The sequence below is a fragment of the Mucilaginibacter sp. P4_A11 genome (assembly GCF_056402535.1).
Window position 1 is genome coordinate 232,241 of the sequence record NZ_JBFUHE010000006.1, and the last position, 14,831, is coordinate 247,071.

At 44.4% G+C, this 14,831-nt stretch carries 9 protein-coding genes; all 9 read right to left on the reverse strand.

Translation table 11 applies throughout. The annotated features are described in order from the left end of the window. Positions 1–4 precede the first annotated feature (4 nt). Positions 5–1,015 (reverse strand): glycoside hydrolase family 43 protein, encoded by a 1,011-nt coding sequence (locus tag AC1DUD_RS13910; protein WP_477375279.1) that lies wholly within the window; start codon positions 1,013–1,015, stop codon positions 5–7. Positions 1,016–1,211: 196 nt separating this feature from the next. Then, entirely contained in the window at positions 1,212–2,282 is a 1,071-nt protein-coding gene (locus AC1DUD_RS13915) for a cellulase family glycosylhydrolase (protein WP_477375280.1), read from the reverse strand. A 235-nt stretch (positions 2,283–2,517) separates the two neighbouring features. Continuing rightward, positions 2,518–3,657: a sialidase family protein gene (locus AC1DUD_RS13920; protein WP_477375281.1), complete on the reverse strand. Its 1,140-nt coding sequence runs from the start codon at positions 3,655–3,657 to the stop codon at positions 2,518–2,520. A 33-nt stretch (positions 3,658–3,690) separates the two neighbouring features. Then, on the reverse strand, positions 3,691–4,716 hold the full coding sequence (locus AC1DUD_RS13925) for a family 43 glycosylhydrolase (protein ID WP_477375282.1): 1,026 nt from the start codon (positions 4,714–4,716) through the stop codon (positions 3,691–3,693). Between the two features lie 11 nt (positions 4,717–4,727). Further along, positions 4,728–6,800, reverse strand: a complete 2,073-nt coding sequence (locus AC1DUD_RS13930; RefSeq protein WP_477375283.1) for a beta-L-arabinofuranosidase domain-containing protein — start codon at positions 6,798–6,800, stop codon at positions 4,728–4,730. Between the two features lie 11 nt (positions 6,801–6,811). Then, on the reverse strand, positions 6,812–8,653 hold the full coding sequence (locus AC1DUD_RS13935) for a glycoside hydrolase family 2 protein (RefSeq protein ID WP_477375284.1): 1,842 nt from the start codon (positions 8,651–8,653) through the stop codon (positions 6,812–6,814). Between the two features lie 94 nt (positions 8,654–8,747). Next, positions 8,748–9,446: a DUF3823 domain-containing protein gene (locus AC1DUD_RS13940; protein ID WP_477375285.1), complete on the reverse strand. Its 699-nt coding sequence runs from the start codon at positions 9,444–9,446 to the stop codon at positions 8,748–8,750. A 20-nt stretch (positions 9,447–9,466) separates the two neighbouring features. After that, positions 9,467–11,407 (reverse strand): RagB/SusD family nutrient uptake outer membrane protein, encoded by a 1,941-nt coding sequence (locus AC1DUD_RS13945; protein ID WP_477375287.1) that lies wholly within the window; start codon positions 11,405–11,407, stop codon positions 9,467–9,469. Between the two features lie 24 nt (positions 11,408–11,431). Beyond that, a complete protein-coding gene (locus AC1DUD_RS13950) occupies positions 11,432–14,656 on the reverse strand; it encodes a SusC/RagA family TonB-linked outer membrane protein (RefSeq protein ID WP_477375289.1) in 3,225 nt (1,074 codons plus the stop codon). Positions 14,657–14,831 lie beyond the last annotated feature (175 nt).

A 14,831-nucleotide genomic window follows, 5' to 3' on the forward strand; every position in this document is an offset into this window, starting at 1 on the left:
TTTATTATTTAGTTACCAGCGGCCAGCCATTTTGATATTTGACAGGGCTGATACACATCACCCTGCCTTTTTCCTTATGAGCTATTTCGATAGCATGATAGGCTATAAATTTATTGCCCTTTTCATCAGTAAAAATAGAATTATGACCGGGAGCAGTATAAACGGCATCTTTAATCAGGATGGCACTGTTCAGCGTTTGATTGCGCTCTCCTAATCTTACAAACGGACCAAGAGGATTATCGGCCTTAGCAATCATTACCGCATAATTTGCCCCTGCACCACAGCAATTATCGCCCGAATAATACAGGTAATACGTGCCATTATCATAGTCGAGCCATGAACCTTCAATCAAATTGCTGTAGCTTTTATCTTTACCAGGCTCCACAACCACTGTAGCTTGCGAATCCTCTTTAAAATCCGACCAGTCATCCTTCATCTTTCTTACCCGCAATGGTTGAAAATCCGATCCCCAGTAAAGGAAATGCTTCCCGGTTTTAGGATCGGTAAAAGCTTTAGGATCGATACATTGAAAGCTTGGGCCTTTCATCAATGGTGTACCCCTGTCAGTAAACGGCCCGAGCGGATTATCGGCATAAGCTATGCCCATCCATTTACCGCTGAGCTCATTTGGATCGGCAGAAAAGAACATTACAAACTTTTTGAGTTTGGCATCAAAGAATACGTCGGGCGCCCAGAAGCTTTGCGTATTGGATGCCCATGAAGGTTTTTGCGGCAGAGCATCTCCGGCATAAGTCCAATGCTCGTGGTCTGTTGACCAGGCCACCTGGATATTGATCATACGGCCATCTGCTCCGGGTGCTTGTGTTGCATAGGCATAGTATTTTCCCCCGTAACTGATAACCGTTGGGTCAGGAAAATCCCTGTCGAGCACAACATGGAGAAGGCCATTATAAGGTGCCACTTGTTTAACAGGCGCTGCCTGCTGTGCATGGCTGCTACAGGCACTTAGCGTGCTGAACAGACCTAACATCAGGTAGATCAATGTTTTTTTCATAGGTATAATTGGTTTAAACGCAGATAAACTAAAACGTCATTGCTGTAAGGGTACGAAGCAATCCCCGATTAGCAGGTCTGCCCTGTATAGTTCGCGATTGCTTCGTACCTCGCAATGACGTTTTTATTATGCGCTTTTTGCAAAATCAGACCAGACTTACGAAGTTTTGAAAACTTCGTAAGTCTTTTATCAAAATCTACCTTCCGGTCAATTTTTTGATCAGCTCAGTTTCTTCTGTTTTATAAGCTGTACCATCCTGGCGGAAGATATCATGAAACCACAACTTTGGTTCGCTGCCATCAGGTATCGGGGTATCCCAGGCGTAAATAGTATTGGTTTTACCACTTACAAAACCCCAGTTTATAGCACCTACATTTTCTTTTTTAAGCATTGGCAAAACAGTGCTGAACAGACTGTTACGAGGGCGGGCCATATACTCGGTACAAATCAACGGGCGACCGATCATTTTTAAAAACTGCACGGTTTTTAGGTGCTCGTTTTCAGGAGTATAATCATGGTACGTAACAACATCCGAATTGGCTATCTGGAATTTGTTCAGATCTTCCAAATCCCAACGCCATACACCGGCACTAACCGGCTGACTTGGATTCACCTGCCTTGCCCATTTAAATACGCTTTTAAGCAGTGGCAAAGTTCTGTTGCCTTTATCAGAGTTGCCCGGTTCGTTGTACAAATCCCAAAGTAAAATACGCTTATCATTAGCGAAACGCTTTAATACATCCTTTACGTATTTTTCAAGCACAGGAGAGTTAGCCGCATTATCAGAAGCCGGCTGACCAGGATCCTGCATCCAGCCCGAGTTATGGATGCCCGGTTTTGGAGCAGGTTGTTTACCAGTTTTAGGTTCTTTGTTCCAGCAATCGTCAAAAAACACAAACATGGTTTTAACGCCGTGTTTACTTGAAATGGCCAGGTATTCGTCCATGCGTTTTTTAAAACCTTCGGGATCCTGCTCCCAGGCTAAATGGTGCAAAAACACACGAATTACATTCATGCCTATGCCTTGCGCATAGCCTAATTCTCTATCAATAGTTTTTGGGTCGAAAGTATCGGCCTGCCACATCTCTAACTGGTTGATGGCTGTGCTTGGAATAAAATCGGCACCTACCAACCATTGCTGCTGCGCGTACCAGGTTTTTGCTTTTTGCTCAGACCATACCTGCGCCGGTGCTTTCTGCTGCGCCATTACCCTCATCCCCAATGGCATTGCCAACGCAAGGGCCAATACTTTTAATTTTGTTTGCATGTATTTGTGTTTAATAGTTTAATTCTGTTTTATAAATCACCCAAGCCAATTGTCATTTCGACGAATCAGCTTGGGGCATGTGTGGCGGGTTGAGGAGAAATCTTATACACCATGCCTCAAACTGTACATCGTTATCATGCGTGATGTATAAGATTTCTCTTTCGCTCCAACGCCTGGCCCCCCCCGCCGCTCTATCGAAATGACAATTTTTTATAAAAATGGAATCGCTCCCTTTTTATTTCTTCTTAACCAGTCGCCCCTTTATCATCCATACCTCCGTCCTATCTCCAAACGCATTTGTTGAGGTAAGCGCTATTATTGTATCGTCGTTAAGCACACACAATGAGTTCCAAAGTCCCTGTTTATTAAGCGGGATATTGAATGGTGCTGGTACTCCTGTAAAATCCTGAGCATCACCGTTGCCTAACGCCACCTGCATACATGACTGCTCCCAGTTATGACCGCGATTAAATGTACTTTGATATGATAGTATAGTTTCGCCACTATGAAGTTGCCTTAAATAGGGAGCCCCTGCATAAACCGTATCGGGCAATTTAGGTGTTAGAGCATACGTACGTTCAGCATCATCGGCACCTACTGTCTTTTGCCAGTTTTGGTCGATGCTATTACGGATAATTGATGGTTTAAAACTCGCACCCGCATTATCTTCTATCGAAAACACAATTTCGCCTTTTCCTTTAAGGATAATAGGTACCGGCATACCATCCCGGTGACCGGGTCTGAAGGATACTATCTCGGGTTGCTTTGTCCAGCTTAAACCATTATCCTTTGACCGGAATACGGAGATATTCTGCTCGTTTGACTTTGTATAAACACCTTCATTTGAAAAGAACAACTGGATCTCGCCCGAAGGCAGTTGGATCTGCGATGGCTCCCAGCAGCCATCGTCAAAATTATATTGCGCCTCATAAATCAGGCGTTCATCTGTCCAGGTTTTACCTTTATCGTAGCTTTTTTTAGTACGGATGGCAAAATGTTTGGTGGTATCCCAACTGCCGTTAATTTTATAGGGCCTTGGATTGTATGACAGCAAAAGTGAATGATCTTTAAGCTCCAATATTTCGGGCACAGCCATTTCCATCCCCTTAAATGAGGCCGTAACAATCTCCGGCTTTAACCATGTTTTACCGGCATCGTTACTTGTTGTGCACGTTATGCCTGCCCTGCTTTGATAAACGCAAAGCAGGTTACCGTCTGTTAGCTGAATCATGCGGGCATAATTACCATCTTTTTCACTTATCTTTTCCAAAGTAGCCTGATCCCAAACAATGGTTTTATTCTTAACGGCATTGTGTTGCCCCAGAACCATCACCGGGGCAAACACACCCATTAACCAAATGAATACCTGCCGCATAACCAATTATATTCTCTTTATTTCTGTTGATATTTATTTAATGTCTGCAAGCCAGAAACCAAATGGCTTATCCCTGTCGCAAACCAGCGTTTCACCATTAAACTCCAATTCGGCGGCATGGATAGATGTGCGTTTGGTTGTATAGCTGTACGCGCCATCCGCATCAAGCCCACCATCTTCAAAATGTTTTTTGCGACCGGGGTGAGTAAAGTAAATGATATAAGCATGGCCATCACTCACTACTACATCAGCATGAGCTCCTGTTGGCGTATCCTCCGGCCGGTGACCGGGTTTATCCAATACCAAACCCTGATGTTCCCAGGTTTTGGCATCTTTCGAGCGGTAAACCCGCTGCCCCTGCCACTCGTCGGTTATCATCCAGTAATAATCTTTAAACCGGAATATTTTAGGGCCTTCATGTGCACGGCCTTCAATAGCAGGTTTATCTGCTATCTTCCAGTTCACCAGATCATTGCTTTCGGCAGTCATGGTGATGCTGCCCAGCTTTTGATCCTTGTACCACATGTGCCATTTGCCGTCGGGCAGTTTCATGAGTGTTGGGTCGATGATATTATGATCGGGCAAATTTAGCGGACCTTCATATTTCCAGTCCCACAGGTTTTTACTGGTATAATGTACCAGGTGTGAATCACCACCCCATTGGCTGTATACCCCGGGGATATACACCACAAACATGTGATAAACGCCTTTATCAAAAACTACATCGGGGGCCCAAAAAGTGTTTTGCCCGCGTTCATGCTCCAGGTTTAACGCACCCCGGTAAACCCAGGTATGCCCATGATCTTTTGAAGTAGCAACACCAATGGCAGTACCATAACAAAAAGCCACTCCCGGCGATTGTATATTGGCCCGGCGTTGGGTATATAACATAGTCCATTCTTTTTCGGTCTTGTTGTAAACCAGTACCGGGTCGGCGGCGCCATCGTAAATGGGGTCGCGGTATAGCGGTGATGGCGGTTGGTTTTTAACCGCAGCATCCTGGGCTACGGCTGTTAAACCAGCCATCATCAGTAAACCGCATACTATTCCTTTTATCATCGGTACGTTCATTATTCAGTAACCGGGAAAGCCGAGATCCTTAACCTTGCACCACCCATAGGTACCAGCGTAAGTTCCTTCGCGGGTTCCTCTGTTTTTACCGGGCTTTGCGGCAATACACCACACAAACCTGTTTCATCAATTTTCCAGCCCGGGATCTGTTTACCTTTCGCTTTCAACTCAATAGGTGCATTTGTATTGGTAAACGGATTGTTATCCTTTGGCCATGCACGATGAATGACCGTAATTGATTTTTCAGGATGCTGCTCATCTATTTGCAAACCATAGTTCCATGGCGATGCCGCGTAGATGTTATAAGATGGCCATTTTTGAGGATCGGCACCCGGCTGCCAGTGCGAATCGCCCTGGGCATCCTTCAGGTTGTCTCCTTTGGTATACTGCTCCTCAATTTTCAACGAATAAGTAAGCGGGCCGTAGCTAACGCTCACGCTGTTTTTGTTTTTAGCCCATTCCTGCACTTTGAGTTGCATTGGCAATTCCAGGGTTACTTTATCGCCATTTTTCCAGCTTTTAGTCAGGCGGATATAATCACCTGTCGAAGTATTCACCTCAACAGCTACTCCATTCACTTTTACCGACGCGCCTTTGCACCACTCCGGGATGCGCAGGTAAAGCGGAAAATCGACAGCCTTTGCTGTGTTTACCGTGAAACTGATCTGATCCTGGAAAGGGTAATGACTTGTTTCGTTGATACTCACTGCAGTACCATTACCAACTTTCGCATTCACTTTACCTTCGGTATAAAGCAGGGCAGCTATACCATTATCAGGTGTTGCCATCCAGCTGTTTTCGGCATAATAAACCCAGCCCGCGGCGTGGTTATGCTGACAGCAACGGCTGCCGAAAGGGTTCATCATTAAAAATGGGCCTTCATTAGCAATACCAGGGTGGTGATTTTTGCTATCACTTACCACCATGTTTGGAGCAGTTAAATAACGCAGCGCACGGTAATCGGGCATAAAGGCCGCCGGGAAGGTATTAAAAGCAACATCTTCACAATTCTCGGCCCAGAAACGGTCGCCGGTGTTGCCAAGCAACATCTGGTCGGATGTCATTTGCTCTACCAAACCACAGGTTTCTACTGCCTGGCGCGGATCGTCATAACCCTTACGGGCATTTTCGTCGGCACCAAACATACCGCCCGGAACCTGTCCGTAAATATCCCTGACCAGTTTAAAATTGTTGTAAGTAGCGTCCAGGTCTTTTTTATCGTGGCTTTGCAGGTAATAAGTCGCCGGTTCGCGGAAACACTGTGCTACGTTAACATTATGCCAGTTGGGCAGGTTATTGGCCTGACGCCAGTCGGCAGTGTTTTTATCCAACTTAGTAGCCAGGTCAAGCAAAAATTTATCACCGGTGCGGTTGTACAGCCAGTAAACACTCAGCATGTTATCGCCGCCACGGCTATTCTCCCAGTAATCCTTTAAAAATTTACTATCAGGTACTGATAACTCGTATTTGAAGTATCTGGTCATGAAGGGGATTACCCTTGGATCCTTGGTATACTCATAATAAGATTGCAGGCACCAGAGCATCGGCATATTAGTCCACAAATCGCGGTTGCCGTTACGTTCAACCGCCGGGCCAAAATCTCCGTTATCGCGCTGATTGTTTAATACAGCATCAATCCAAAATTTGGTTTCGGCCATCATCTTTTTGTCTTTCAGCATATAGGCTATATCAGCATAGCCTTTTAGCCAGTAAGGCAACTCTTCCCAGCCATATTCGCCTTTACCCTCTTTGTTGAGCCAGGCGTTATTTGTTTTTGAAAGCCATACGCTGATCTCGCCAAGGTTACCGGTTAAACCATCGCGCTGCAGCTCCATCATTTTTTTTAACCAGCCGCCGGCTTCAATGCTACCGGTAGGCAGTTTGGCAAAATATTGCCTTTGCAAAGGGGCGCGGTTATTTACATAAAAAGCATTTGCGCCTTTGTTATCAACTGTCGTAACCGTGGTTGCTTTCACGCCCTGGGCGTTCACAGTTGCAAAGCATGCACATATCATCGCCATAGAAAGACAAACTTCCCTGCGCATTAATTTTATACTGTTTTTGATAGTCATACGTAAAGATATTATTTCACCAACGCAGGATCGTATAGTTTGCTATTGGCTTTTTGTAACAATTCAACAGGCATTTTAATCACTTTGCGATCATAGGTCATGAAACCGTTCACTTCACCCTCAACATCTGTTGTTTGAGTGTATACCGCTGCAGAAAGGCCTGCTTTGATCAGCTCCTGTAACCTGTCTGTAAAGGTTGAGTAACGTTTGAAAAGATCATCGGCATTTTTGAAGGTTTGGTAGCCCCAGTTTTTATTGCTTTGCCAGTTATGTCCATCAACCGGCCAGCCCAAGCCTCCAAACTCACCCAAAACCACAGCTTTTGTTTTGCCGAAGATTTCCGGGCGAGGCATAGCAGGGTGCGGATAGTTGTGCAGATCGACAATGTTACCTGTATCATAGAAGTTGCCACCACTGGCACTGTTCACCAAACGCGACGGATCTTTTTTCTCAGTCCACTCGGTGATCTCGACAGTTTTAAACTGGCCCCAAGCCTCGTTGAATGGGGTCCAAACTACGATACACGGGTAGTTATATAAAGAGTTCATAATAGCATTCCACTCCTTGCGGTAATAACCTTCTGATTCAGGGGTACGTTGCTGATCGGTAGCACGGTCAAGTACGCCAGGGCGGTTTTCCCAATGGTTGCCTAAATCGCCACTTGGCATATCCTGCCAAAGCAGCATCCCTGTTTTATCGCAGTAGGTATAATAACGGGCAGGTTCAACCTTAATGTGCTTACGGATCATGTTAAAGCCCATTTCCTTTAGCTTATCAATATCATAGGTCATGGCCTCATAAGTTGGCGGGGTGTATAAACCATCCGGCCACCAACCCTGATCAAGCGGACCATATTGAAATACGAATTTGTTGTTCAGCAACATACGCTGAATGCCGTTAGCATCAGGCCCAAGCGAAATTTTACGCATGGCAAAGTAGCTGCCTATCTCGTCAACCGCTTTGTTGTTACGGATAACGGCAACTTTCAGATCATATAAAAACGGATCGGTGGTTGACCATAAGTGCTGATCCTTGATATCCAGCACGGCAGTCTCGCCGGCGTCAATAGTTTTTTCGGACACAAGGGTTTTGCCGTCCCAGGCGCTGATCTTCAGCTTATCGCCGGGCTGGCTATTGTTAACTTCGGCCGAAACCGAAAGTGTGTGATCGTCAATGTTGGGGGTTTGTTTGGTGGCTTCAATGTGCGTTTTTGCTGCGCCTTCCAGCCAAACGGTTTGCCAGATACCGGTAACCGGGGTATACCAGATCCCTTCAGGCTTTTTAACCTGTTTGCCACGTGGCTGCGGACCATCATCTGTCGGGTCCCACACGCTCACGGTTATTTCTTGTTTTGAACCACCTTTCAAGTAAGGTGTAATATTAAATGTAAAAGGGTCAAAGCCGCCTTCATGAATGCCTGCGCTTTTGCCATTTACAAATACTTCGGTACGCCAGTCAACCGCGCCAAAATGCAGCAGTACATCTTTACCTTTTAATGTTTTGTTTAAGCTGATGATGGTTTTGTACCACAGCATGCTATCCTTGCCAACAGTTTTACCAACTCCTGATAATGCCGACTCAACCGCGAAAGGCACCAGGATCTTTCCTTCGTATTTGGCAGGCCCGGTTGTTGCTTTAGGTACTATAGCATAGTTCCATAAACCATTCAGATTTTGCCAGTTGCCACGTACCATTTGCGGACGCGGATATTCAGGTAGCGGTGCTTTGGGGTCAACTTTTTCGGCCCATGGGGTGGTGATCCTGTCTTTTATCAAATGCCATTCGCCTTGCTGTGCATTGGCAGATAAATAAGCGGAGATAAAAAGAGACAGGCAAAACGATAGTTTCTTCATCAGTTAAATGAATAGTAAGAGTTATTATGTTGATTAAATTATGCAGGGGAGATAAAAAAGGCCCCGCCAGTTGGCGGGACCTAATTATAAAGGCTTAGTATGTAACTTTCACCACGGGAGAGAAGATCATATCTTCCACACCCGAAACCCTAAGACCTACACGGGCAAAAACATAATTTTGGGTAGGTGTGATAGTAGGAACATTAACATTAATGCTGATATTACTCATGCTTGTTATTGCAGAACCGGCAATTTCCGTAGCAGCAATATTATCACTGCCTGATACAAACTGTGTTTTGTTGATATACAACACAACTGCGCCTATATCTTTGGCATTAGCGTCGGTTATAACTTTCTGTAAATCAAACACTGCATTAACTATTTTATTAGCAGCGGTTATTTTGGCATTTTTAATAAGGTAAAAAGGCGTCACCTCAATATCCAGGGTTTGACTCCCGCTAATAGCTACAGCTAAAGTGTCCCTTTTGCCTGCACTAACCTCCTTCCACATAAAGGGTCCCTGGTTTGCAGGAATGGCGAGTTTGTAGTTACCGTTGAACAGCAGTGCTGAATAGCTGCCATCCTGCTGAAAAGTACCCCTGATAGGTGCATTTTTACCAAAGCCCGGCTGATAAAGTTCAAAAGGCACCTGGTTATATTCAACATTTATGGCTTCACCCTTATAAGTAAGCCTACCGGTGAGTTTTGATGAGGGCGCATCATAGTTGTCTTTCTTGCAACCCGTAGCCGCAAGTAAGAGCCCTAATATGATATGATGAAATTTTATTTTCATGATGGTTAATTTTTTAGTACCTATTGATTTGGTTGTTTTACAATTTTAGGGTTTGCCGATAAAATATCATCACCAATTTGTGAATAATAATTACCTACCTGGAATTTGTTGGCACCTGTTACAGCACTTGGTTTCACCTCCTTAAAGATCCACTTGCCACTATTGGCGTTACCCGGATTGTAATACTTATATGGCCATAAACCAAAAGGCTGAGTATTATGCTTAGTAGCGCTACCAATATTGCTAACCAAATCAGCAACAGACATTTGTGCACCATCCCACACTGTTGTGGCAAGTCTCCAGCGTTTCATATCATACAAGGTATGCCCCTCAAATACAAGTTCAACGCGGCGCTCGTGTACTATCCTGTCAAAGCTAAGCGAAGCTAACGGTGTAGTTAAACCGGCACGTGACCTTACCTGGTTAATATAACCAAGTGCTGTGCCTGTTTGTCCAAGCTCAAAGGCAGCTTCAGCGGCGTTCAGCAATATTTCAGCATAGCGGTAACGGATAAAGTTAACATCACTACCACGACCACGACGGCCAGAGCCTACCGTTGGATCAAGGTATTTACGAATATAGAAACCTGTTTGCGTACGGAATTCCAAACCATTAACCGGACCATCCTGACCTACAACCGGCACACGGCCTAAACCGGGTACTTCTTGAGGTAAAGAGGCATCACTGCTCGTAATTATAGTTCCGTTAGCTAACTGATAGCCAGCCATTACATCGGTACGTTTCCCTTTAAATAAACCATTGGGCAGTAACACGGTTCCGGCAAGCCTGGCATCTCTGCCTGCAAAAATATCCAATTGATTGGTATAATAGATCGGGTTACCAGAGCCATCTTTAGTTGCCAAAGGCGCATAAGTATTATCCAGTTTTTCGAACGCCTCAACAATATTTAATGACGGGTCCAGCCTGCCTGCATCCCCACCCTCATCAGAGTTTGAATATGGCTGGTCATTGGTTGTAAAACCATGAGTTTTACCTGCGTTAGCTTTGAAATCCTCTACAAATATAGCCTCCTGGTTTACACTGCTTTTATCAAGAAATACAGCAGCAAAATTATCACTCAGATCTGGAAGTACTCTATAAAGCTGGTAGCTTCCGGCCGATCCGTTAATGATTTCCTGTGAAGCAGTCAATGCCTTGGTGTAATAACCATTAGCAAGAGTTGAAGGTATCCCTACTTCGTTGCCAGGTAATGAGGCCTGAGGCGTTGTGGCGCCATACTTTGCAATAGACCCTGCGTATAATGCGGCCCTTGATTCCATTGCTAATGCAGCAGCTTTAGTTGCCCTTGACTTTTGATTTACATCGGCAGGAAGTATTGATTTGATAGCTTCAGCCTCACTGATAATAAAATCGTATACTTCTGATTCTTTAGCACGCGGCTTTTGAAGCGGAGTAACGTTGCCCGAATAATCATAAGCCAGCGGATCGGTTATCAATGGAACACCGCCCATACGCTTCACCAGCTCAAAATAATAGTTGGCGCGTAAAAAACGGGCCTCGGCAATAAACCTGGCTTTATCCCCATCGCTAAGCTTGGTTGCTGCAGTTGCACGTTGAATGAAAAGGTTCAGGTCGCGGATGTAACCGTAATCCCATATAGCCCACTCGCCATAGCCCCAGCCCGTACGCTGCACTAAAAAACTGCTGCCATTTTCTGAAGGGAAAGCCTCGCTGAAATCGGCAAAGGTGCGCCATCCGGGCTCCCTGTCACCATTAGGCGGTTGTGGATATTCTCTTGAAGGATAACCATCCAAACTTGAGAAATCACGTTGTCTGTCATAAAGATCGCCAAGGATTGAAAGCACCAGGGCAGGGTCTGAAAATGCCAGATCTGTTGGAAGCACCTGCTTGGGCGGCACATCTAAAAATGAACTATCTTTTCTGCAAGATCCCGCTACTACCGAGATTGCCAGCATTGTTATAATTGAAATCTTTTTCATTGAATTTTAAACTTTAGGAATTAATTAAAAGGTTAAATTAACACCGAAGTTGAGTACCTTACTCTGCGGAAACTGCAAACCATTATCATCGGTAGTTTCCGGATCAACGCCATACTGCTTCAGGTTATCAAATGAAAACATGTTGTACGCGTTAACATAAAATCTCGCTCTCCTTATCTTTACTTTCTTAAGCAAATCAGTTGGTAATGAATACCCAAGTTCCAAAGTTCTGGCCCTTAAATACCTTACGCTATGCAACCAGAATGTTGAGTTACGCTGGCCATTCAGCTCATAATCGGCATGACCAAAACCTGGGTTCACTCTGTTGGCCGGATATTTACCAGGTACCCACTGACTGTTTATATCAAATGGATCCTGACGATGCCACCTATCTTCGAATATAGAGTTGAGGTTACCATTGTTCTGGAATGCCCAGCGGGTTTCATAATTCTGGAACCAGGTATAACCTGCGCCGCCTGAAAAATCAGCATGGAAATCGAAGCCTTTGTAAGCTGCCCCAATTGTAAATCCAAAGTTGATATTAGGCTGCGTACCGTAACCAAAACCTATCGGACGTTCGTCATACTGGTCTATTTTACCATCACCGTTCTGATCTTTATACATCAGGTCGCCAGGTAATAAGGTACGGTTACCTTTGCCATCGTTGTTAATTGCGTAGTTATTGATTTGCTCCTGCGATGTAAACTGACCGACAACCTGGTAACCCCAGTCGATATGCGCGTACCTGTTTACTGATGAGTTACGGTACTGATCCCACGAGTTAAAGAATAATGGGTTGTAGCTTTGCAGGTTTTTTTGACGGGTGTAGCCAAAGTTACCGCCTATGTTATAGGTTGCTTTACCAATTTTACCATTGTAGTTAAGCGAGAATTCAAAACCCTGCTGCGAATCGCTGCTGGCATTTTCCTGAGGTAAAGCATACCCAATTTCAATAGGCACCACAACATCATTCTTGGTACCTAACAAACCGGTACGTTTACGGTAAAAATAATCCACTGTACCACTCAGTTTACTATTAAACAAACTAAAATCTGCAGCTACATCTGTAATCTTACTTTTAAGCCATGAGATACGGTTTACCGCAACACCTTTATCCCTTGATGTAATAACCGCATTACCATCAAAAATATAGGTACCCTGGTTGTAATTATAACCAGTAAGGTAAGCATAAGGAGCAACGATAGGATTAGCTGTATTTGTAGGGTCACGGTCATCACCCAATACACCATATGATCCGCGGAATTTCAAATCGCTAAGGATAGAATTTTCGCCCAGTAGTTTCTTCATGAAACCTTCCTGGGTGATACGCCAACCGGCAGATACACCAGGGAAATAACCTACACGCCTGTCTGGAGCAAACAAATATGATGCATCACGTCTTGCTGAAGCCTCTAAGTAATATTTATTGTCGTAATTGTAATTTACACGACCGATGTAACCAATACGGGTTTCGGTGTTATCACTGTCCTGATACTGATCGGCAGTTGGGAAGTAGATAAGCGGCAGGTTGTTTGAAATTGGCGAAGCATGGATCCAGTTGCGCAGGTGCCTTAACTCAATGCGTTCTGATACAAATATCGCACCTAAGGTATGTTTGCCAAAGGTATTGTTGTAATTGATTTGCCATTGGTAAGTTTTAGCAAACTCTTTGCGTTGCTCACGTTCACGCCATGGGTTGGTACTACCACCTGTCACCTCGTAAACGCCGGTTTCCGGGCGATAAGTGTAAGCATTGTAAGTATACTCCTGGTTGTTAAGCAAATAATCGGCAATATAATATGAATACAAGCCCTTTACATTCAACCCTTTCACACCAGGGATCTGATACTCGGCACCAAAATTACTTTGAAGCACACGCCAGTCGCTGTGATAAAGGCCCGAAAGCTTTTTGTTCAAAAAGGCGTAATTTGATTCAGTATTATTGATTTTATTTAAATAGTCGGGATTATCATTGGCGTAAGGGCGTTCAAGCGGTGTATTTCTTAACACTGCAAAACGGGCCAGGAAATAATCGTCGCCCCCTGGTACACCAGGATTTTCGCGGGTTTCGATACGGCCGTTAATGTCCATACTTACTTTAAGGCCGTTAGCTACTTTAACTGATATGTTAGATTGAATATTCGATCTGTTAAATTTATATTCTTTACCTAACTGCGAGTTTTGGTACAGGTTAGTAGCCGACACATAGTAAGTAACCCTGTCATTGCCACCTGTAAAGTTGGCGTTAACCGAGTTTTGAGGGGCATTATTATTGCTTTTCAAAACATAATCGCGCCAGTTAAAGCTGCGATAAGCCGGGTCTGTACCAGCTTTGTATTTATCCAATTCAGCTTGGGTAATGGGTGTTGAACCATTCGAGTTAACCTGGGCGTCAGCTAAATAACGCATGTAATCGTATGAGTTGGTTAAAACGTTAGGGAACCTATACCAGTTTTGATAACCGGTGTAGGCGTCAATGTTGATGCGCGCATCGCCATTACCTTTTTTTGTAGTTACCACTACAACACCGTTAGCCGCACGCACACCATAAATAGCGGCCGATGCGTCTTTCAGTACAGAGATACTCTCCACGTCGTTAGGGGCAAGGTTATTGAACTGCCCTTCATCCTGCTGAATTCCGTCAATAACATATAAAGGCGTACCCATGTTACGGATCTGGATGCTGGCACTGGCACCCGGACGGCCTTCTGACTGCCTGAAGGTTACACCCGGAATTTTACCTGCCAAACCTGTACTTACCGTCGAACCGGCATGTACACGATCAAGATCTTTACTGGTAACGGTTGAGATAGCGCCGGTTATCGAAGCTTTCTTTTGTGTACCGTAACCAGTAACAACTACCTCTTGTAAGGCCGAATTAGTAGCACGTAAGCGCACTTTCACATTAACCTGTCCGTTTAGCGGCAATTCAAATGAAGTAAAACCGATGTAAGTAAATACTAAAACGCTGTTTGCGGCCGGTACATTAATACTGAAATTACCCTGAGCATCAGTTGTGGTGCCGCCCTGCGTGCCCTGTACACGCACGGCCACGCCCGTAAGCACCTGACCGGTAGTATCAACCACGTTACCCGTCACCTTAATTTTATTTTGCGCCGATGCACGAAATGAAAAAAGGAAAGCGGTCATGATGAAGAAAGCAATTAGTGTTACTTTGGGGCCCCACTTACTGGGTGGCCACTGTACATGAGGACATCCCCCATGCCTGAGTAGTAAAAATTTTCTCATAAATGATCTATTAATTGGTTAAGTTTTGATTTTAAAAAATGTACAATTGACATATCTAAAATCAATGCTTCAAAGAAAAAGGATTTTGGCCCCGGCGATTAACCAAATAATATCAATACTTAGTCAAAAAGTATCAATTTTCAGGAGGGTATAAACGCTGCAACAGATTGGTTAT

Coding starts and splice junctions, on each gene's coding strand:
- AC1DUD_RS13910 (WP_477375279.1), bottom strand. CDS start 1,015: ATGAAAAAAACATTGATCTACCTGATGTTAGGTCTGTTCAGCACGCTA.
- AC1DUD_RS13915 (WP_477375280.1), bottom strand. CDS start 2,282: ATGCAAACAAAATTAAAAGTATTGGCCCTTGCGTTGGCAATGCCATTG.
- AC1DUD_RS13920 (WP_477375281.1), bottom strand. CDS start 3,657: ATGCGGCAGGTATTCATTTGGTTAATGGGTGTGTTTGCCCCGGTGATG.
- AC1DUD_RS13925 (WP_477375282.1), bottom strand. CDS start 4,716: ATGATAAAAGGAATAGTATGCGGTTTACTGATGATGGCTGGTTTAACA.
- AC1DUD_RS13930 (WP_477375283.1), bottom strand. CDS start 6,800: ATGACTATCAAAAACAGTATAAAATTAATGCGCAGGGAAGTTTGTCTT.
- AC1DUD_RS13935 (WP_477375284.1), bottom strand. CDS start 8,653: ATGAAGAAACTATCGTTTTGCCTGTCTCTTTTTATCTCCGCTTATTTA.
- AC1DUD_RS13940 (WP_477375285.1), bottom strand. CDS start 9,446: ATGAAAATAAAATTTCATCATATCATATTAGGGCTCTTACTTGCGGCT.
- AC1DUD_RS13945 (WP_477375287.1), bottom strand. CDS start 11,407: ATGAAAAAGATTTCAATTATAACAATGCTGGCAATCTCGGTAGTAGCG.
- AC1DUD_RS13950 (WP_477375289.1), bottom strand. CDS start 14,656: ATGAGAAAATTTTTACTACTCAGGCATGGGGGATGTCCTCATGTACAG.